Below are 20,939 nucleotides of genomic sequence, written 5' to 3'. Positions count from 1 at the left end.
TTAATTCGCAAGGAGCCACCTATAGATAAGGCCATGAAGCAATTGGCCGAGCGTATAGCGCAGGAAATTCAACGCCGGTTTCAGGGCCGGATTCAAAGCGGGGCACGGGATAATTCCCATGCCCTGTTCCCGGTATTCAACGCCGATCAGGACGATGGATCAGGCCCCGATGAAGGCGCGCCAAAGCCGGGCAATCAGGGGCCGCAGGGGCCCCGCAACCCATGGCAACCGCCCAACACCGGCCCCGGCAAGAGCGGCGGCCCCCGCCGGGCCAGCAGCCTTGAGGACATTTTCCGCGCTCGCCGTGAAAACGGCGGATCGGGCGGCCCCGGCGGCCCCAGTTCTCCGCCCCCCGGCCCCAATTTCCGCATCCCCCAGCGCCCCGACGGCAAAAGCTGGACGCCGATGGTGCTGGGCGGGGTAGCGCTGGTCTGGCTGGTCTTTTCCACCGGGCATCAGCTCTCCTCGAACGAACAGGGCATCGTCACCACCTTTGGCAAATATACCACCACGATCGGGCCGGGGATGAATTTCACCGCGCCTTGGCCGATCCAGCGCGTGCGGGTGGAGGATGTGACCTCGATCCGGCGCGACAATGTGCCCGATGGCGAGGCGGAAAAGCTGATGCTGACCGGCGATCAGAGCCTGGTGGACCTTAGCTATATCATCCGCTGGAATATCCGCGATCTCAAACAGTTCACCTATCAGCTGGAAGACCCCAAGGGCACCGTGCGCGAAGTGGCCGAGGCTGCGATGCGCGCCAGCGTGGCCGAGGTGAAGCTCAATGATGTGATGCTGGGCACGCGCCGCGCCGAGATCGAGAGCAATGTGCGCCAGCGCATGCAGGCGGTGCTGGACGCCTATCATTCGGGCATTCTGGTGCAGGGCGTGGACATCAAGAAGGCCGATCCGCCCGCCAAGGTCAATGACGCCTTTCAGCGCGTGCAGGCAGCGCAACAGGACGCCAACCGCGATATGTCGAACGCGCGCGCCTATGCCGAACAGGTGACCCAGCGTGCCGAGGGCGACGCCACCGCCTTCAACAAGGTTTACGACCAGTACAAGCTGGCGCCCGAAGTTACGCGCCGCCGCATGTATTACGCCACGATGGAGCAGGTTCTGTCGCAAAATGACAAGGTGATCGCCCCCAGCGGCGGCTTCAATTCCTATATGCCTTTGCCCGCAATCCAGAAGAAGCCCACTGAGGACACCACGGTGGTGAAGCCATGAGCGGGCTGTTTCAGGACGGCATTGCTCCGCGCGCCAAACTGGCGGTGGCGGGGCTGATCGCCGCGGCGCTGGTGGGTTTTTCGGCCATCGTCGAAGTGCCCGAAAGCCAGCAGGCGGTGGTGATGTGGCTGGGTGATCCGGTGCGCGTCATCAACCGTTACAAGCCGGGCGTGGATTACGGCAACACCGGCGCCGGGCTTTCGCTGCGGGTGCCTTTCTTTGAAACGCTGGTGCGGGTGGACCGGCGCGTGCTCAATCTGGATATGGAGCGCCAGCAGGTTAACTCCTCCGACCAGCAGCGGCTGGAGGTGGACGCCTATGCCCGTTTCCGCATCATCGACCCGGTGAAAATGGTCCGCACGGCGGGCACCAGCGAGCGGGTGCAGGAACAGTTGCAGCCGATCCTGACCAGCGTGCTGCGTCAGGGGCTGGCCAGCTATACGTTCCAGTCGCTGTTGACGCCCGAGCGCGGGGTGATGATGGAACAGATCCGCAAGGCGCTGGATGTCGAGGCGCGCGAATATGGCGCCCAGATCATCGACGTGCGCATCAAACGCGCCGATCTGCCCGATGGCACGCCGCTGGAACGCGCCTATGCCCGCATGGAGGCAGCCCGCGAGCAGGAGGCCACCACCATCCGCGCCATGGGCCAGAAACAGGCCCAGATCATCCGCGCCGATGCCGAAGCCACCGCCGCCAAGACCTATGCCGAGGCCTATGGCAAGGACCCGTCGTTCTACGATTTCTATCGCGCGATGGAGAGCTATCGCACCACCTTCGCCAACCCGGCCAACAAGTCGTCGACCACGATCGTGCTGACGCCGGACAACGACTATCTGCGCCAGTTCCGCAGCCAGAAGGGCCAGTAAGGCGATGGAACCGGCACGCGCCTATTCAATTTCCATTCAGGACAAGGGCGCGTAAATATCCCGCGTGAATAACCCATGGCCGGACGGAGACCGGCCCCCGCCCCCGGTGCAACCGGGTCCGGGCAACACAACAAGGACTATGCCCAGTGCGATACGCTTATGGAGTGACCAGTGCGCTGCTTCTTGGGGGTGCGACCCTCTCGCTCCTCACCGGACTTCCCGCCGGGGCGCAGGTGGCGCAAAACGATGCGCAGAACATTCAGGCGATCACGCCCCGCGTGGGTGCGCCTTCCAGTTTTGCCGATCTTACCAGTCAGTTGCAGCCGGCGGTGGTGAACATTTCCACCCGCCAGAAGGTGCGCGTGGCAGGCGGGGCCAATCCCTTTGCCGGCACGCCCTTTGAAGGCTTCTTTGGCGGCGGCGAAGGTCAGGGCCAAGCCCCTCAGACCCGCGAGGCGCAGTCGCTGGGTTCCGGCTTCATCGTTTCTGCCGACGGCTATCTGGTCACCAACAACCATGTGGTGACGCCCGAAGGACAGGGCGTGGTCGAATCGATCACCGTCACCCTGCCCGACGGCAGCGAATATCCGGCCAAGCTGATCGGCAAGGATGCGGCCTCCGACCTTGCCGTTCTGAAAATTACCGCGGGCAAGCCGCTGCCGTTTGTGAAGTTCGGCGACAGCCGCGCCTCGCGCGTGGGCGACTGGGTGGTGGCCATCGGCAACCCCTTCGGCCTTGGCGGCACGGTGACGGCGGGCATCATCTCGGCGGTCTATCGCAACACGGGTCAGGGCGGCGCCTATGACCGCTATCTGCAGACCGACGCGGCGATCAATCAGGGCAACTCCGGCGGCCCGATGTTCGACATGAAGGGGCAGGTGATCGGCATCAACCGCGCGATCTTCTCGCCCTCGGGCGGCAGCGTGGGCATCGGCTTTGCCATCCCGGCCGAAACCGCCGCGCCCATCGTCGATCAGCTCATCAAGGGCCAGACCATCGAGCGCGGCTATCTGGGCGTGCGTATCCAGCCCGTCACCACCGACTATGCCGATTCGATGGGCCTGCCCCACAATCGCGGCGAACTGATCCAGGCGGTCGAGCCCGGCAAGGGCGCCGATCAGGGCGGCGTCAAGGCGGGCGACGTGGTGCTCAAGGTCAACGGCAAAGACGTGACCCGCGACCAGACGCTGTCGTTCCTCGTTTCGAACGTAAAGCCCGGCACCAAGATCCCGCTCGAAGTGCTGCGCGGCGGCCAGCGCATGACGCTCAACGTGGCCGTCTCCAAGCGCCCGACCGACGAGGAACTGGCCCAGCAGACCTTTGACCGCAAGAAGGGCGGCGACGACTTTGAAAAGGCCCCCACCAAGGGCACCGGCCTTGCAGAAAAGTCGCTCGGCCTTTCGCTGCTGACGCTCAACCCGCAGATCGCGCGCCAGCTTGGCCTGCCCGAGGATACCAAGGGCGTGGTCGTGGCGGGCGTCGATTCCTCCTCGGACGCGGGCGCCAAGGGCTTTGAACGCGGCGACGTGCTGCTCTCGGTCAATAACGCCCCGATCACCTCCGTGGGCGAGGTCGAAAACGGCATCCGCGCAGCGCAGTCCGCAGGCCGCACCGCCATCGGCGTGCAATGGATGCGCCCCGGTCAGCCGCCGATCTATGTGGGCATCCGCCTGCGTTAATCTTTGCGCATAGGGCATGAACAAAGGCCCCCGTCAGCGTCAGGCTGGCGGGGGTTTTTGTTTTGGGCGGGTTTTAAGGGTTTTATGCCTCCGGCGGGCAAAGGGACTCGGTCCCTTTGCAATCCCATTAATGGGTGGTGGCTGGTTGGCCCGGTTTGCGTAAATATGAATAAAGCCTGCGGCGCGGTAAGCTCATCGCTCGCCGCGCCGCAGGCTTTCAATTTCAAACGCTGCGTCCGATACCTTGCGGCCGAACCCATCGCGCCACGCAGACAGTAACGGGAGCGCGAGGGTCGAGACCCTCGCACCTATCCCTTACCTCTTAAATCCCCACACTCGGCTGCGCCCGCTTGCGGGTATTATTATCCCCCTGCCGCCCGGTGGCATTGTCCAGAAAGTCCGGATTGGCCGCAGGCGCAGGCTGATTGTCGGTGGGGTTATTGCCATCGGGGCTGGCGCCCTCATCGGTCGGCACATAGGCATCCGGCCCGCTAAGGTTCGCCATATCGTCCGGCTCAAGCTGCCAGTCGGGCAGGGTCAGTTGGGTTTCGAAGGGCTCGATCGGGCGCTGGGCCACGGCAACCTTCATATATTGGGCAAAGGCGCGCGCCGGGGCGGTGCCGCCCTGCAGGCCGGGGACAGCCTTGGCATCATCGCGGCCCATCCACACGCCGGTGGTCACGCCGCTGGAAAAGCCGAGGAACCAGCCGTCCTTGTTGCTGCTGGTGGTGCCGGTCTTGCCAGCAACCGGGCGGCCGATCTGGGCCGCCCGGCCCGTGCCGATGTTGACCGCTGTCTGGAGCAGATCGGTGATCCCGGCCGAAACGAAGGGGGCCACCAGCGTCTGCCCCTGCTTCTGGGCATGTTCATACAGCACGCGGCCATCGCTGGCGACGACCTTGACGATGCCATAGGGCTCGACCGAAGTGCCCCGCGCCGAAACGGCGGCAAAGGCCTTCACCATGTCGATCACGCGCACGTCATTGCTGCCCAGCACCATCGAAGGATTGGTCGAGATCGGCGTGCTGATGCCGAAACGGCGCGCCATCGCGGCCACGGCGTCAAACGTCACCTGCTGGCCCAATTGCGCGGCCACGGTGTTTTTCGAATAGGCAAAGGCGGTGCGCACGTCGATCTGGCCCGCATAGGTGCCGCCCGAATTGCGCGGGCTCCACCCGTCGATGGTGACGGGCTGGTCAACCACTGGATCATCCGGCTTCACGCCCGCTTCCAGCGCCGCCATATAGACGAACAGCTTCCACGCCGAGCCGGGCTGGCGCAGCGCATTGGTCGCGCGGTTGTAATTGCTGGCCACGTAATCCTGACCGCCCACCATTGCCAGCACCGCGCCATCGCGGTCCATGCTGACCAGCGCGCCCTGCGCATCCTTGGGCGTATAGCCCTTGATCGCCGAGGTCGCCGCATTCTGGAGCTTGGGGTCCAGCGTTGTCCAGACCTCCAGATTGTCATGATTGTTGGGGTCGCGCGTTTCGGGCAGCAGCACGTCAAGCTGGGGCAGCGCCCAATCGGTGAAATAACGCACCGTGCTTTGCGAGGCTTCGGCGGCCAGTTTGACCGATTGCAGATCGACGCCATCGGCCTGCGCCGGGGTGATCGCGCCGGCGTCCACCATCACCTCCAGCACGACCTTGGCGCGGTCGATCGCGGCCTGCTGGTCGGCGGTGGGCGAATAATGGCTGGGCGCCTTGACCAACCCGGCGATGATCGCGGCTTCGCCAAGGCTCAATTGCTTGCCTTCGTGGCCGAAGAACTTGCGCGCCGCCGCATCCACGCCATAGGCGCCGCCGCCGAAATAGACCTTGTTCAGATAGAGTTCGAGGATCTCATCCTTGGAAAACTTGAACTCCAGCGCCAGCGCGATCAGCGCCTCGCGGGCCTTGCGGTTCCACGTGCGGTCATTGTTGAGGAAGATCGTGCGCGCCAATTGCTGGGTCAGAGTCGAGCCGCCCTGACGCCATTTGCCCTTTTGCGCGCGAACGTAAAAGCTGCGCAGCACGCCGATCGGGTCAATGCCGATATGGTCGCGGAAACGGCGATCCTCGGTGGCGACGATGGCGGCCTTCATTTCCGAGGGAATGTCCTGATAGGACAGCCATTTGCCATAGCTGGGGCCCATCGCGAACAATTCGCTGCCGTCGCGCGCGCGCACCAGAATGGTCTGGCCGTTCTGGCTGGTCTTCATCGTGTCGAAATCGGGCAATTGCTGGGCTTCGAACCACACGGCCGCAAAAGCGGTGATCAGCACCAGCAGGCCCACGGCCCCGGTCCAGATCGCGACCTTTTTCAAAAACCCGCGCAGGCCCGTACTCGACTCTCTCTCGGAATCGCCCGAACCGCGCCTATTCTGCCTTGCCATCGAAACGCCAACCCCTGCTGCGCGCGCGGAACAGAGCCGACGACGCGCCAATCATGCACAAACCACGGGCGCGCGAAATGGATCCGCGCGCCGCCTGACAAATCCGCATAGGCGATAGAGCGCCCTTGGTTAACCTGAAATTGCTGGGGTTATCGCAAAAACAGGGCGGTCAGTCCCGTGGCTCGAAATCCAGACTGGCGCTGTTGATGCAATAGCGCAGGCCGGTGGGTTGCGGACCATCGGGAAAGACATGGCCCAGATGCCCGTCACAGCGCGCACAGCGCACCTCGGTGCGGATCATGCCGTGGGACATATCGCGGTGTTCAAGGATCGCATCGCTGCCCTCGGGGGCATAGAAGCTGGGCCAGCCGGAGCCGGAATTATACTTGGTGTCGGATGAAAACAGCGGCGCACCGCAGCCCGCGCACAGATATTCGCCCGTCGCCTTGTTGCCCTCATACTCGCCGGTAAAGGCGCGTTCGGTGCCGCCTTCGCGCAGGACGTGATATTGCATCGGGGTAAGACGGGCGCGCCATTCTTCCTCGGTGTGGGGCATATCGGGGTCAGCCCTTTGAGAATCGGACATAGGGGAGTTCTCCTTTATTGCCCGAATATATGGGGGGCGGCCCGCACACGCGCAAGGCGATCCGCGACTGCGGCAAGAATGTCGCGGTGGTGGGGAAAATGGGATTGGAAATAACAATCACATTGCTGAAATTTTCACAAACGCGATAAGCAGGTGTTGACGCGGCGTGCTAGGGATTCGCCGCGCACCTATGAGAGGATGCATCATGATCGGTATCAGGGGGCTTTACCTGTCTGGCGCCTGCGTTGCGATGATCGCAACCGCCACCACCGCCCATGCTCAAACCGAGCAGGCCAAAAAGGACGTCACCACCGGCGAAATCGTCGTCACCGCACAATTCCGCAGCCAGAAGTTGCAGGACACGCCGCTGGCCATCACCGCGATGACCGGGGCATCGCTGGCCGCGCGGGGGCAGACCAATGTGGCCGAAGTGGCCGCGCAAACGCCCAATGTCACGCTGACCCCGCAAAACGCCTATCTCGGGCCGGGCATCATCGCCTTTATCCGCGGCGTGGGCCAGACCGACCCGAACTTTGCGCTCGAACCGGGCGTGGGCATGTATATTGACGATGTCTATCTGCCCACCCTCACCGGCTCGCTGCTCGACCTGATGGACCTTGACCGGGTCGAGGTTCTGCGCGGGCCGCAGGGCACGCTTTCGGGGCGCAACTCGCTGGGCGGGTCGATCAAGCTCTATTCGGTCAAGCCGCAGGGCAATGGCAAGGGCATGGTCGAGGGCACCTATGGCTCGTTCAACCGCATCGACATGCGCGCCTTCTTCGACCTGAAGCTGGCCGACAATCTGTTCCTGCGCGTGTCGGGCGCGACCAAGAACCGCGACGGCTATGTCAAGCGGCTGGATTACGCCAAGACCCACCCCGGATCGAATGTGCCCACGCAGGCCACCGGCGACAGTCCGGTGCTGGGCACGCTGGGCGGCACCAGCTTTACCGCGGGCAAGGTCGCGCTGCGCTGGCAACCGGCCACCAATGTCGAGATCAATGTCTCGGGCGACTATACCCGCCAGCGTGATGAGCCCGGCGCGACCGTGCTGGTCTATGGCAATTCCATCGCGCAATTCGCCGGTTCTCCGGTCAGCAAATCGCCCGCCCGCCCATGGCTGCGCGGCACCAATGGCGCCTCGATTCCCTTGAACTGCGCCTTTGTCACCAGCGGCGTGAACAGCTGCGACACGGTGCCCGCCGGATATGACGGGCGCTATGTCTCCTATGCCACCTTCTTCGACAATGCGGCATCCGACAGCCAGATGCCCTATAAGCCGCTGACGCTGAACCCGCATTCGAACCTCGACAATTATGGCTTTGCCGGAACCATCGACTGGACGATTGCCGATGATCTGGCGCTCAAATCCATCAGCGCCTATCGCCATTACAATTCCTCTTGGGCCTTTGCCGAAGGCGCCCCGGTCCAGCCATCGATGCTGGAACAGGCGCAGGCCAACACCCAGTGGAGCGAGGAAATCCGCCTGTCCGGCAAGGCGCTCAACCGCCGTCTGGATTACACGGTGGGCGGCTTCTATTTCCACGCCAAGGGCACCTATACCGGGCGCATCGACCTGAACTATGCGGGCATCGACTTCCTGCACGGGCCCGACACCACGCCTGCCACCAACAAGGCGATCTTCGCCAATGTCTCGGGCAAGCTGACCGAAGCGCTGACCATCACGGGCGGCATCCGCGCCAGTTGGGACACCAAGGATTACACCTATTCGCGGCATAATCCCGATGGTTCGCCGATCCTGCCCTGCACCGGCTATCCCTTTGTCGTGGGCCAGCCTTCGAACTGCGCCATCGCCGCTCTCAACGGCCTGAACGCCCATTTCGAAAAGCAGCGCACCGACTGGCGCATCGCGGGCGACTATCGCTTTAGCCCGCAACTGATGGCCTATGCGCAGGTTTCGACCGGATACCGCGCGGGCGGCGTCAATCCGCGTCCGTTCTATATCAACCAGGCCCAGTCCTTCCAGCCCGAGACCATCGTGGCCTATGAGGCGGGCTTCAAATCCGACCTGTTTGACCGCAAATTGCGCGTCAACGTTTCGGCCTTCTATAATGATTACAAGAATATCATCCTGACGGTGCTGAATTGCCCCAACACGCTCGGCTTCCCAGCCACGCCTTGCCTGCAACCCAAGAATGTCGGCTCGGCCCATGTGAAGGGCATCGAAGTTGAGACCACGATCCGCCCGACCGCCGGGCTGAGCATTGATGCTTCGGTGTCCTATCTCGACTTCAAATACACCACCGTGGACACCGCCAGCACCGGGGTGGGGCCCAATATGATCCCGCCCTATACGCCTCAGTGGAAATGGAACGCGGGCGTGCAATACGACATCCCCGATGTCCTGAAGGGCACGCTCTCGCTGCGCGCGGATGGCAATTACCAGTCGCACATCTATGTCGACCCCACCAATGTCGACAGTGCGGTGGTTTCCACCAGCACGACCACCAATGGCGGCGGCGGATCGCTGGCCACTCAGGTGGCGACCAACAAGATCGACGGCTATTTCCTGGGCAATGGCCGGATCACATGGAAGAGCGCCGCCGATGGCTGGACCGCCAGCGTCGAAGTGCGCAACATCTTCAACAAGTACTACTTCACCTCGATGACCGCGAATTACGTGTCGATCGGCACCGTGTCGGGCGCGCCCGGCCTGCCGCGCACATGGGCCGTCACGCTGAAGAAGGACTTCTGAGGATGAAAAGGGGGAGGCCGCAAACCTCCCCCTCTTTCTTTACAGCTTGGCAAACAGCGCCAATTGGCGCGCATAGGCTCTGTCGGCCTCTTCCTTATTATAGGTCGCGCCGTCCAGCGTGCACCAGCCATGATCGGCATTATAGACTTCGACCTCGGCCGGGCGACCGGCGGCCGCAGCGGCGGCCTTGAGCGCATCCTTGTCGCCGGGACTGCGCGCATCGTCATTCTTGCCGATGGCAAAGAGGAAACCCGCCTTGGTCGCCGCGATCAGCTTGTGCGGGCTGTCTGGCGCCTCGCTGACCAGACCGCCGCCATGAAAGCTGGCGCAGGCCGTCACGCGGTCGGGATTGGCCGCCGCCGTGCGCACCGTATAGCTGCCCGTCATGCAATAGCCCGCCGAGCCGATCTTGCGCTTGGCATCGACCGCAGCCTGCTTGTCCAGCCAGCCCACGAAAGCCTTGGAATCGCTGATAATGCCCGGCGTGGTGATCGCGGCGATGGCGGGCTTCAGCTTCTCGCCGCCGGCGGGCGTGCGCCATTCGGCCATCGTGGCCAGAAGCGGCGCCTTGGCCGTGCGATAGTAATGGTTGACCAGCAAGACCGCATAGCCATCCGAGGCCAGACGCCGTGCCATCACCTTATAGGCATCGCGCGAACCGGCAATGTCGGGCCAGACGATGATGCCGGGATGCTTGCCGTTGGCGGGGTGGACGAAAAAGGCATCGCATGTGCCATCGGGCGTGGTGATGGCCACCGCGCTTTCTTTCAGCGCCGCGCCTGCGGCAATCGCCTGCTCGGCCCCGGCCAAGGCGGCGGCGGCGCCTGCTGCGCTCAAGGCGGCAAACTGGCGGCGCGACAGGCCCTGCCCGATGGCGCTGGCGTCTTCATCGGCGATGGTGAGTTCGTCGCACATGGAAATGCTCTCCTGATATTGCGCAGACCCGCGCGGCCCGCCCTTTTTCGTATGCCAAGCTGGCGCAGAAACGGGGATAATTCAACCGTGCCGGAGGGGGCGATACAATTTGCGACCCGCGCCATCGAAAGGGGATTGCATGACGCGGCAAAGCGCATAAGATGCTAACAAACGTTACGATAAAAGGGTGAGGATCATGGCAACAATCGCAGGGGCCGACGCGCCCGCAACCGCAAAGCAATTCCCGCAAACGTCGCATTTTGTCGGCCTTAATCAGCCGGTCGGACAGGAGCTTTCGCTCACCGGCCTGTCGGTCGAAGGCACTCTGCCGCCCGAGGTGCTGGGCAGCTTTTATCGCGCCGTGCCCGATCCGCATTTCGCGCCCAAGTTCGACGATGACAACGTATTGTCGGGCGATGGCATGATCAGCCGGGTGTCCTTCAACGCCGACAACACCGTGGATTACGCGATCCGCTATGTCCGCACCGCGCGCTGGCTGGCCGAGGAGGACAAGGGCCACGCGCGCTTTGGCCGCTATCGCAACCCTTTCACCGATGATGCCGATGTGGCGGGCATCGATCGCACCGTGGCCAACACCACGCCAGTGTGGCACGCCGGGCGCCTGTTGATGACCAAGGAGGATGGCCGCCCCTACGCAATCGACCCGGTCACGCTGGAAACGCGCGGCTCCTATGACTTTGGCGGCAAATTGAAATCAAAGACCGTCACCGCCCATGTCCGCATCGATGCCGCGACCAGCGAGATGTTCCTCTATGGCTATGAGGCCGATGGCGAGGCCAGCACCAAGATCGCCTATCTGATCGTCGACAAGGACGGCCATCTGACCAGCGAGCAGTGGTTCGATGCGCCCTATTGCGCGATGATGCATGATTTCGCGATCACCGAAAATTACGCGCTTTTTCCGATCTATCCCACCACCTGTTCGCTCGAACGCCTGAAAGCGGGCGGCGATCACTGGGTGCATGAACAGGAAACCGACAGCTGGCTGGGCATCATGCCGCGCTATGGCAATGTCTCGGACATGCGCTGGTTCAAGGGACCGAAGGGGGTTTCGGCCTATCACTTCATGAACGCCTTTGAAGATGCCAACGGCATCATCCATTTCGACCAGTGCCTGTCGAACACCAACGCCTTCCCCTTCATCCGCGAGGCTTCGGGCATCCATATGGCCCCGTGGGAGGTGCAAGGCGCGCTGACCCGCTGGAGCGTGGACCCCAAGGGCGATGCGACAGACGTGACGCAAAGCGTGGTCGGGCCTCCGGGCGATTTCCCCCTGATCCCGGCGCGGATGCAGGGGCGGCCCAATCCCTATGGCTGGATGCTGACCATGGACCCGCAGATGAAGGGGCCGCCGCTGGCCGGTGGTCCGGTGGGGGCGATGTTCAACACGATCATCCGCCTCGATGTCGCGGGCGCGGCCGGTCAGGTGCTCGATGCGCTGGCGCTGCCGGTGGGGTGGAGCCTGAACGAGCCGGTCCATGTGCCGTCGAATGATCCCGACCATCTGGGCTATATCGTCACCATTGTCGATCATCAGACCGGCGATAACCAGTTCGAACATGCCGCATGGGTGCTGGATGCGGGCGCGCTGCACAAAGGCCCTGTGGCCAAGGTCGCCATCCCCGCCCGCCTGCGACCGCAGGTCCATGGCTGGTGGGTGCCGCAGGGCGCTCTGGACGCGGCGGAGTAAGCCATGGGCAAGATCGTGATAACCGGCGCCAGCGGCCAATATGGTCGCGGCGTCACCGACCGGCTGATCGCGGCGGGTCTGGGGGATCGGCTGGTGCTGATCTCGCGCACCCCCGCCAAACTGGCCGAGCGCGAGGCGCAGGGCTGCGCCATCCGCTATGGCGATTTCGACCGGCCCGAAACGCTGGGCGATGCGGTGGCGGGGGCGGACACCATACTGCTGATTTCCGGCACGCGAGTGGGCGCGCGCGTGGCGCAGCACAAGGCCGCGATTGACGCCGCCGCCGCGCAGAGGGTTCGCCATATCCTCTACACCAGCTTCATCGGCATCGACGATCCGGCCAACCCCGCCGAAGTGCGTCACGACCATATCGAAACCGAGCGCCTGATCCGCGAAAGCGGCATGGATTGGACCATGCTGCGCGATGCGCATTATGCCGATGCGATGATCGTGATGGCAGGACCCGGCGTGATGAGCAGCGGCCAATGGATCTCGAACGCGGGCGACGGGCGCGAGGCCATGGTCTGGCGCGAGGATTGCGTGGCCAGCGCGGTGGCGGTGCTGTGCGACATTGCCGCCGGATCACGCGACCATGCGGGCCGGATCTATAACATCACCGGACCGGAGTTGCAGACATTTGCCGAAGTGACGGCGATCCTCTCGCAGATCACCGGCGTGCCGCTGACCTACACGCCCGTTTCGGACGAGGCGCAATATGCGATCTTTGACGCGATGGGCATCCCGCGCCGCCCCGTCGACGATCAAAGCATCAACGGCATTCCGTGGAACAGCGACGACATGGTCACCTTCGGCGCCGCAATCCGCGAGGGCTTCCTCGCGATTTGCAGCGATGATGTCGAAAAACTCACCGGCCGCCCGGCCCGCAGCGTGCGCACCTTGATCGAGGCGCATGTGGATATGCTGCGCGCGGCGGCCAAACCGATGGAACATGCGAAATGAACGCCCCCTTCCCCCAGATTACCCCGGTTGAACCCAATATCGCGCACAAGGACCGCCTGTTCATCGGCGGCGCATGGGTGGCCGCCCATTCGGGCCGGATGATCGAACAGGTCAGCCCCGATACCGAGAAAGTCGTCTCCGCCGTGGCCGAGGCCGATGAGGCCGATATGGACGCCGCCGTGGCCGCCGCGCGCCATGCCTTTGACCATGGGCCATGGCCCCGGATGCAGCCGGGCGAGCGTTTGGCGGTGATGAAGAAAATGTCCGCCATCCTACACGCCCGCGTGGGCGAAACGGCGCGGGCATGGTCGATGCAGATGGGCGGCCTCGCCAGCTTTTCCGGCATCATGCAGGGCGGATCGAACGCCACGTTTGACGGCATCATCGCCATGGCCGAGGGGTTCGACTGGGTCGAAAAGCGCCCCACGGTCGGCGCGGCGGTGGGCCTTGTCGCCTATGAGCCGGTGGGCTTGGTGGCCGCGATTGCGCCATGGAACGGGCCTTATGGCATCATGCTCAACAAGGTGGCCTATGCGCTGGCCGCCGGGTGCTGCGTGATTATGAAGCCCAGCCCCGAAACCCCTCTGGAGGCCTATATCATTGCCGAGGCGGCGCAGGAGGCAGGCGTTCCTGCGGGCGTGGTCAATCTGGTCACGGGCCACCGCGAGGCTTCGGACCATCTGGTCTGCAATCCGGGCGTGGACAAGGTCAGCTTCACCGGATCGACCGTGGCGGGCAAACGCATCGCGCAGGTCTGCGGCGAGCGGATTGCGCGATGCACGCTGGAATTAGGCGGGAAATCGGCGGCGATTGTGCTGGACGATTTCCCGATTGAGGTCGCGGCCAAGATCTTTGCCGGAACCATCTGCATGATGAGCGGACAGGTCTGCGCAATGCTCAGCCGGGTGTTGGTGAGCAAGGCGCGTCATGACGAACTGGCCGCCGCGATTGCCGCCGAAATGGCGCAGGTGAAGATCGGACCTAGCGATGATCCGACGACCCAGCTTGGGCCAGTGGCGATGAAGCGGCAGTTGGAACGGATCGAGAGCTATATCGAGGAAGGCAAGCGCACCGCGCGTCTGGTGCATGGCGGCGCTCGTCCGGCGCATCTGCCCAAGGGCTATTTCATCGAGCCGACGCTGTTCGCCAATGTCGATAATGCCAGCCGCATCGCGCAGGAGGAAATCTTCGGCCCGGTCCTCGCGCTGATCCCGTATGAGGATGAGGCCGACGCGATCCGCATCGCCAATGCTTCCAGCTTCGGCCTGAATGGTTCGGTGCTGACGCAGGATGTCGACGCGGCCTATCACATCGCGCGGGCGGTGCGCACGGGCGCGGTGGGGCAAAACGGGCTGCGGATGGATTTCGGCCTGCCCTTTGGCGGCTTCAAGCAATCGGGCCTTGGCCGCGAAGGCGGGATCGAGGGTCTGCTGGGCTATACGGAACTGAAAACCATCCTGCTCGACGGGATGCCTACGGGCCTCTAAAAACCCGAAAGGGGGCGCCGGCCAGATTACGGCGACGCCCCCTTCCCCTCTCACAGAGCGGGTGTCAACGCAGCTCGATACAGCCGCCATCGACGAATAGGTCGACGCCATTGATAAACGATGCGCGCGCGCTGGCAAGAAACAACACAGCCTCGGCAAGCTCTTCTGAGCTTCCCATGCGACCAATTGGCACCACTCCTGCCATCATTGCCTTCATTTCGGCGATAATTTCGGGCGTGGCGTCGCGTTTGAAGATTTCCGTATCGGTCGGGCCGGGGCTGACCATGTTGACGCGGATGCGGCGGGGCAACAATTCCTTGGCCAGAATGCGCGCCATTGCCCGCAGCCCCGCCTTGGCGGCGGCATAGACGACATTGCCGGGCACCGCAGCCAGCGAACCGATCGAGCCGGTGATGACAATGCCGCCCCCATCGCGCATCAGCGGCAGGGCGCGCTGAATCGCAAAGAACGCGCCGCGCAGGTTCACGTCATGGATCTGGTCCCAGAATTCCTCGGTAACCTGCTCGACCGGGGCAAAACCGCCCACGCCCGCATTGACGAACAAGACGTCGATCCCGCCCAGCGTCTCCTCGATTTCGGCCATCGCGCCCGCGCTTTGCTGCGGATCGGCGATATCGCTGCGGATGGCCAGGGCGTCGAGATCCTCGGCTACATCGCGCAGCGCATCCATGTTTCGCCCGGTCACCGCCAGCTTCGCGCCTTCCTCACGAAAGCGGCGCGCGGCGGCAAGACCGATCCCCGCCGTCCCGCCCAGCACCACCACGCAGCGGTCGACAAATTCACCCGAAATCGACACCATCGCGCAGGCCCCTGTCAAAACATCGTGTTAGAATTGGCCGATTGCTCCGGCACCGGCTGCAACACATCCCAGTGCTCCATCACGCGGCACCCCTCCACGCGGAAAATATCGACCACCGCCGATCCGCGCTCCTCCGGCTTCATCCGGCTGTGCGTATGCACCATCACCATATTGCCATCGGCCAGAATGCGCTTGATTTCCGCCTTATGGCCGGGGTTGGCCTTCATAAAGGGTTCGAGGAAAGCAATCGCCGCATCGCGCCCGGTGGCGGCATAGGGATTGTGCTGGATATAGGTGGGATCAACCCATGTTTCAAAGGCGTGGCGCACCTCGCCCTTGATATAGAATTCATCCATGAAACGGGTGACGACCTGTTTGGGGGTCAGTTTGCACACCGGCGCCTTGGCGGGCGCGGCGGAGAGCAAGAGTAAAGCAGCCAGAGACAGCATCGGAAACTCTCCTGTTTTTTCAGAACATGGGCAGCGGGTTGACCGGATGGGCAGGCACTTCCTGCAACACATCCCAATGCTCGGCAATCATGCCGCCCGCCACACGGAAAATATCCACCACGGCAAGGCCCGGATCGCCGGGGAACCTTTCGACATGGACATGCACCGCCACCATATCGCCATCGACCATCGCGCGATGGATGGTCTGGCGCGCATCCGGACTTTCGGCGCGCACCTTGTCGAGAAAGCTTTTGAGCGCCGCCACGCCCGGCTCAGCCAGCGAGGAATGCTGCACATAATCAGGCGCAATAAATTGGTCGACGGCCGACGAATCCATCGCGATCAAAACCTTGTGATACATCTCGATCACCAGCGCGAGATTCGCCTCTTCCTGCGCATTTCGCGCCATCGCCTCTCTCCCCTGCCTGTTGTTTTTGCGCGATGAACCTGTGTTGCCGCGCAATGGCTATTGTAACAATTGATAGCATATGCCAGACAGGATGCAACCATGCGCGAGGGACCATACCCCACCCACCCTTGCGCCAAAAATCGGGGAGAGGTTATGGATCGGACCGCGCTTTATCGCGTGCTCGACACGTTTCTGGCGGCTTTGGCGGCGCGCGATGCACAGGCCGTCGACTGGGCGCCAGGTGCAGAATTTTCCGAAAACAACGTCATGCTGGACCCCGGCGATGGCGTGTGGAACACCATTCAGGGCATCGGCGAATACCAGTTGCGCTTTGCCGACACGCGCACCGGCCAGGTCGGCTATTTCGGCACGATCATCGAGGCGATTGAGGAATCGGGCTTCACCCTGCGCCTTGCCGTCAATGATGCGGGCCAGATCACGCAATGCGAAATGTGCATCGTGCGGCAGAGCGACTCGGGCATCAAATTCGAAAACCCGCGCTATTGGACCAAACCCATCCTTGAAACGGATGCCGAGGCCCCGGTGGATCGCGCCGAAATGGTGCGCCTGCCCAACGGCTATTTCGACACACTTCAATTGAACGACGGCACGATCCACACGCGCTTTCACCCCGATTGCAACCGGGTGGAAAATGGCGTCCAGACCACGCGCAACCCCGATTTCGCCAAGATCGTCCCCGTCTCCGCGCTGGGCTGCGAAGAGCAGTTCCGCATGGGCAATTACCGCTATGACGATGAATTGCGCGCCCGCCGCTTCCCCTTGGTGGATGAGGAGCGCGGCCTCGTGCTGGCCTTCGGTTTCATCGACCATTCGGGCAAACTGGAACGCTATCAATTAACCGATGGCCGCTGGGTCAACAGCCCGGTGCGCCGCCCGCATTCCTTCTACATCTCCGAACTGTTCAAGATCGACCACGGCATGATCTGTCAGATCGAAGCCAATTTCATCACCGTGCCCTATCGCATGCCCAGCCCCTGGCCGCAGGAGGAACTGCCATGAAGCGGCTGATCGGCGCTTTGGCCATCGCCGCCGTCGCCACCCAGCTGGCTGCGGGCCAGCCGGAAGGCGCAGGCGCGCAATGGACCAACCCCGGCGGCGATGCGGGCAAGACCCATTACAGCCGCCTTTCGCAAATCACCCCCGCCAATGCACCGCGCCTCGGCCTTGCATGGATGGCTGAACTTGGCACCACGCGCGGCATGGAGGCGACGCCGGTGATGGTGGGCGGCGTGCTCTATACCGCGGGCGTAGCGGGCCGGGCCTATGCCCATGACGCCGCCACCGGGCGCCTGCTCTGGGCGTTTGAGCCGCAGGTGGATATGCAGCTCAACCGCACCGCCTGCTGCGATATGGTCAATCGCGGGCTGGCCGTGGCCGATGGCAAGGTGTTCATCGCTGCGCTCGATGGCTGGATGTACGCGCTTGACGCCAAGACCGGCAAGGTAGCGTGGAAGACCGACTTTATCGAAAACCGCGCCAAGGGCGACAATTCCACCGGCGCGCCTGAAGTCGCAGGCGATGTTGTCATCATCGGCATGGCAGGCGCGGAATATGACGTGCGCGGCTATGTCACGGCGCTGGACCTGAAGACCGGCAAAATCCGCTGGCGCTGGCATGTCGTGCCGCGCGATCCGGCCTTGGGTCCGCAGGAGCGCCCCGAACTCGACGCCGCGCTGAAAACATGGGACCCGAAAAGCCGCTGGGACATTGGCGGCGGCGGGGCGCCATGGGATGCGATCAATTATGATCCCGAAACCGGGCTGGTGCTGATCGGCACCGGCAATGGCGGGCCTTATGCCACATCCAAGCGCAGCCCTTCGGGGGGCGACAATCTCTATATCGGCTCTGTGGTCGCGCTTGATCCCAAGACTGGCGCGATGAAATGGCATTATCAGGAAACGCCCGGCGACAATTGGGATTTCACCAGCACCCAGCCGATGGTGCTGACCCATGTGAAGCTGGATGGCGAGGATCGCCCGGTGGTCCTCCATGCGCCCAAGAACGGGTTCATGTATGTGATAGACCGGCGGACTGGCCAATTGCTGCGCGCCAATGCGATTGCGCGGGTCAATTGGGCCAGCGGGGTGGACATGAAAACCGGTCGGCCCAATCTGACGCCGGAAAGCTCGGACTATACCACCGGGCCCAAGATCGTGTTTCCCGGCACGCCGGGCGCGCGCAACTGGCATGGCGCGGCCTATAGTCCCAAGACGGGGCTCTATTATGGCGCGGTGCTGGATATCGGCAATCTGATCTTTATGACGCCGGGGCAGAAGCCTTTGAAGGCGCGGGGGTTGAACAATGACGCCGCGCTGATCTTTACCACCGATGTGGGCGATGCGGTCGATACGCTGCCCCCACCGCTGGCCGCGCAAGTCAAAGCCCTGCCCTCCTTTGCCGAGGCGGTGAAGAACCCCGGCACGGCGCAGATGCGCGCGCTCGATCCCATTACCGGCAAGACCGTCTGGGCCGCCGACATGAAGGGCTGGCAGGACCGCAGCGGCGCCTTGGTAACCGCCAGCGGGATCATGGTGCATGGCAATGTGGCGGGGCAACTGGTGGTGCGCAATGCCGCCAATGGCCGCATCGTGAAAACCATCGAGACCGGCACCAGCATCCTTGCCGCGCCCATGACCTATACGATCGGCAATACCCAATATATCGCCGTGGCGGCTGGCTGGGGCGGCGGGGGCTTTCCCTTTGTGCCGCGCTATGGGGCTGCCTACACGCGCGTGAATGCCAATCGACTGCTGGTGTTCAAGCTGGAGGGCAAGGGCAAACTGACGCCCCCGCCCCGCCTGCCCGCGCTGACCGTGGCGCCCGCCCCGCCTGCGCAGGCGCCGGGTGTCACGCCTGAGGTCATCGCGCGGGGGCAAGGCCTGTTCTTCGCCAATTGCGCGATCTGCCACGCCAACCGCCACCGCTCGATCACGCCCGACCTGCGCCGGATGCAACCGGGCACGCATGATGCCTTCCGCCAGATCCTGCTCGACGGCTTGCTGGTGCCCGGCGGGATGCCGCGCTGGAATGACATCCTGACGCCCGCCGATGCCGATGCGATCCACGCCTATCTGATCGACCTGCAGGCCAAGACCCGCGTTGAGGAACTGGCCAAGGTGAAGGCGAAGAAGCCGCTCGACGGACCGGCGCTGACCATTCTTTCCAATTATTGAGGGCCGATCCCCATGGAATTTTCCACACTCGAAAACCCACGCCTCGAATTCGCCTTTGCCTGCACCTTGCGCTTCACGCGTGTGCAGATGGTGCCCGACATCCCATCAGGCGGGATGCGCAGCGCGGTCTATGTGGACGAGGGCACGTTTGAAGGGCCGCGCTTAAAGGGGCGCGCCGTGCCCAATTCGGGGGGCGATTATGCGCTGTTCCGCCCCGACGACACCGCCTGTTTCGACGCCCGCTATATGCTGGAGGAGGAAGACGGCACGCTGATCTATATGCAGAACAAGGGCTTCCTTTGGGGCCGCGAACCCGGCGTGATGGACCGGCTGCGCCAATGGGCCTTTGCAGGCGGCGATCCGGTGCCGCACGCCGACTATTACCTGCGCGCCCAGCCCAGCTTTGAAACCAGCAAGGGCAAGCATGACTGGCTGACCCGCCACATTTTCATCGGCATCGGCGAGCGCCGCCCGGATGGCAACCATGTGCGCTATTACGCGCTGACGTAAAGGAGGCCGCCCATGCCCATCGCCCAGATCGCCTATTCCGGACGCGGGGTGGAACGGCCCCGCTATTACGCCAATGCGCATCACCGCGATGTGCTGGAAATTGTTGAGCACCCGATGCAGGTGAACAGCGCGCGGGGGCTGAATGCAGACATCGACCGCGAGGGGTTCACGCTGGCGCTGCACAATAGCGCGGTGTCGGACTGGCGCGATCCGGCGCAGATTGCGGGCGTTTATGCTACCGAGATCGCCGCTCTGGTCCAGCGCGTCACCGGGGCTGACGAGGTGAAAGTCACGCCCCACGGCATCCTGCGCTTTTCGGAAAAATCAGGCCTCGCGGGCAGCGGCAACAATTCCCACCCCGCCCGCTTTGCCCATATCGATGTGGCCGATGGATCATCGCGCATGATGGCCGAGCGCGGCGCGGGCGGGCGGCCCTTTCGCCGCTATGCCGCGATCAACATCTGGCGCGCCCTCTCCCCCGCGCCGCAGGACGTACCCCTCGCCCTGTGCGATGCGCGCAGCGTGGCGGCGGGCGATCTGATCGTGGCCGACGCGATATTCGACGAGCCCGATGGGCGCGAATGGGGCTTTGAAGGGCTGGTCGTCGCGCATAATCCGGGGCATCGCTGGTTCTATTATCCCGACATGCACGCGGGCGAGGCCATCCTGTTCAAGACCAAGGACAGTGATGATGATGCCGCGCGGCATATTCCCCATGTCGCGTTTAATGACCCCAGCGCGCCGGGCGATGCGCCGCCTCGGTCAAGCATTGAGATGCGGGCGACGGCTTATTGGTGGGAATAGGAGTTTGCCTCCGGCGGGCAAAGGGACTCAGTCCCTTTGCAATCCCGTTACTGTCTGCATTGCGCGATGGGTTCGGCTTTGGGTATTGGGCGCAAGGTTAGAATTTGAAAGCCTGCGGCGCCTAAAGCCCAACCCCGCCGCGCCGCAGGCTTTACAAACGATACCTCAAACGCCCCTCGGCCAAACAAAGCGCAACCCCCAAATGGGATTGCAAAGGGGCCCC

Annotated in this window: 17 protein-coding genes; 11 read left to right on the top strand and 6 right to left on the bottom strand. The window is 63.3% G+C overall.

The window, feature by feature from the left end; all coding sequences use genetic code 11:
* Positions 1 to 33: 33 nt before the first annotated feature.
* The 3 genes from hflK (at position 34) to GGR38_RS09150 (ending at position 3,778) form a co-directional block, all read left to right on the top strand.
* Positions 34 to 1,230 carry a protease modulator HflK gene (hflK, locus tag GGR38_RS09160; protein WP_183624759.1) on the top strand — a complete coding sequence of 399 codons (1,197 nt, stop codon included), beginning with the start codon at positions 34 to 36 and terminating at the stop codon, positions 1,228 to 1,230.
* Positions 1,227 to 2,099: a protease modulator HflC gene (gene hflC, locus GGR38_RS09155; protein WP_183624757.1), complete on the top strand. Its 873-nt coding sequence runs from the start codon at positions 1,227 to 1,229 to the stop codon at positions 2,097 to 2,099. Before hflK ends, hflC begins: the two co-directional genes overlap by 4 nt.
* Before the next feature lie 146 nt (positions 2,100 to 2,245).
* Positions 2,246 to 3,778 (top strand): Do family serine endopeptidase, encoded by a 1,533-nt coding sequence (locus tag GGR38_RS09150; protein ID WP_183624755.1) that lies wholly within the window; start codon positions 2,246 to 2,248, stop codon positions 3,776 to 3,778.
* 322 nt (positions 3,779 to 4,100) lie between these two features.
* On the opposite strand, the gene GGR38_RS09145 is transcribed toward GGR38_RS09150, so the two are convergent.
* Both GGR38_RS09145 and msrB read right to left on the bottom strand, forming a co-directional pair.
* Positions 4,101 to 6,155: a transglycosylase domain-containing protein gene (locus tag GGR38_RS09145; protein ID WP_183624753.1), complete on the bottom strand. Its 2,055-nt coding sequence runs from the start codon at positions 6,153 to 6,155 to the stop codon at positions 4,101 to 4,103.
* Between the two features lie 169 nt (positions 6,156 to 6,324).
* Positions 6,325 to 6,741, bottom strand: a complete 417-nt coding sequence (gene msrB, locus GGR38_RS09140) for a peptide-methionine (R)-S-oxide reductase MsrB (RefSeq protein WP_183624751.1) — start codon at positions 6,739 to 6,741, stop codon at positions 6,325 to 6,327.
* Between the two features lie 205 nt (positions 6,742 to 6,946).
* Here msrB and GGR38_RS09135 point away from each other — a divergent pair, with 205 nt between their 5' ends.
* Positions 6,947 to 9,457, top strand: a complete 2,511-nt coding sequence (locus tag GGR38_RS09135) for a TonB-dependent receptor (RefSeq protein WP_183624749.1) — start codon at positions 6,947 to 6,949, stop codon at positions 9,455 to 9,457.
* Positions 9,458 to 9,496: 39 nt separating this feature from the next.
* Here the strand turns inward: GGR38_RS09135 and GGR38_RS09130 are convergent, their stop codons facing one another.
* Complete coding sequence (locus GGR38_RS09130; protein ID WP_183624747.1) at positions 9,497 to 10,372, bottom strand: dienelactone hydrolase family protein; 876 nt, start codon at positions 10,370 to 10,372, stop codon at positions 9,497 to 9,499.
* 196 nt (positions 10,373 to 10,568) lie between these two features.
* On the opposite strand from GGR38_RS09130, the gene nov2 reads away from it, so the two are divergent.
* The 3 genes from nov2 to GGR38_RS09115 are packed head-to-tail and all read left to right on the top strand — an operon-like array spanning position 10,569 to position 14,530.
* Entirely contained in the window at positions 10,569 to 12,083 is a 1,515-nt protein-coding gene (gene nov2 / locus GGR38_RS09125) for a lignostilbene-alpha,beta-dioxygenase NOV2 (RefSeq protein WP_183624745.1), read from the top strand.
* A 3-nt stretch (positions 12,084 to 12,086) separates the two neighbouring features.
* A complete protein-coding gene (locus GGR38_RS09120; RefSeq protein ID WP_183624743.1) occupies positions 12,087 to 13,043 on the top strand; it encodes an SDR family oxidoreductase in 957 nt (318 codons plus the stop codon).
* A 17-nt stretch (positions 13,044 to 13,060) separates the two neighbouring features.
* Positions 13,061 to 14,530, top strand: coding sequence for an aldehyde dehydrogenase (locus GGR38_RS09115; protein WP_425497053.1), 1,470 nt, complete (start codon positions 13,061 to 13,063; stop codon positions 14,528 to 14,530).
* 64 nt (positions 14,531 to 14,594) lie between these two features.
* Here GGR38_RS09115 and GGR38_RS09110 read toward each other — a convergent pair whose 3' ends face one another.
* Genes GGR38_RS09110 through GGR38_RS09100 form a run of 3 tightly spaced genes read right to left on the bottom strand, consistent with a single transcriptional unit; the run spans position 14,595 to position 16,208 of the window.
* Positions 14,595 to 15,350 carry an SDR family NAD(P)-dependent oxidoreductase gene (locus tag GGR38_RS09110; RefSeq protein ID WP_183624739.1) on the bottom strand — a complete coding sequence of 252 codons (756 nt, stop codon included), beginning with the start codon at positions 15,348 to 15,350 and terminating at the stop codon, positions 14,595 to 14,597.
* A gap of 14 nt (positions 15,351 to 15,364) precedes the next feature.
* Complete coding sequence (locus tag GGR38_RS09105) at positions 15,365 to 15,799, bottom strand: nuclear transport factor 2 family protein (RefSeq protein ID WP_183624737.1); 435 nt, start codon at positions 15,797 to 15,799, stop codon at positions 15,365 to 15,367.
* Positions 15,800 to 15,818: 19 nt separating this feature from the next.
* Positions 15,819 to 16,208: a nuclear transport factor 2 family protein gene (locus tag GGR38_RS09100; RefSeq protein ID WP_183624735.1), complete on the bottom strand. Its 390-nt coding sequence runs from the start codon at positions 16,206 to 16,208 to the stop codon at positions 15,819 to 15,821.
* 153 nt (positions 16,209 to 16,361) lie between these two features.
* On the opposite strand from GGR38_RS09100, the gene GGR38_RS09095 reads away from it, so the two are divergent.
* The 4 genes from GGR38_RS09095 to GGR38_RS09080 are packed head-to-tail and all read left to right on the top strand — an operon-like array spanning position 16,362 to position 20,716.
* On the top strand, positions 16,362 to 17,228 hold the full coding sequence (locus tag GGR38_RS09095; protein WP_183624733.1) for a DUF8021 domain-containing protein: 867 nt from the start codon (positions 16,362 to 16,364) through the stop codon (positions 17,226 to 17,228).
* On the top strand, positions 17,225 to 19,402 hold the full coding sequence (locus GGR38_RS09090; RefSeq protein WP_183624731.1) for an outer membrane protein assembly factor BamB family protein: 2,178 nt from the start codon (positions 17,225 to 17,227) through the stop codon (positions 19,400 to 19,402). The genes GGR38_RS09095 and GGR38_RS09090 overlap by 4 nt, the downstream gene beginning before the upstream one ends.
* A gap of 12 nt (positions 19,403 to 19,414) precedes the next feature.
* Positions 19,415 to 19,912 (top strand): DUF3237 domain-containing protein, encoded by a 498-nt coding sequence (locus tag GGR38_RS09085; protein WP_183624724.1) that lies wholly within the window; start codon positions 19,415 to 19,417, stop codon positions 19,910 to 19,912.
* A gap of 12 nt (positions 19,913 to 19,924) precedes the next feature.
* Positions 19,925 to 20,716, top strand: coding sequence for a CmcJ/NvfI family oxidoreductase (locus tag GGR38_RS09080; protein WP_183624722.1), 792 nt, complete (start codon positions 19,925 to 19,927; stop codon positions 20,714 to 20,716).
* Positions 20,717 to 20,939: the final 223 nt, after the last annotated feature.

This window comes from Novosphingobium sediminicola, from assembly GCF_014196525.1.
GTDB classification, from domain to species: Bacteria; Pseudomonadota; Alphaproteobacteria; order Sphingomonadales; family Sphingomonadaceae; genus Novosphingobium; species Novosphingobium sediminicola.
This window is presented reverse-complemented; position numbering and strand designations above follow the sequence as displayed.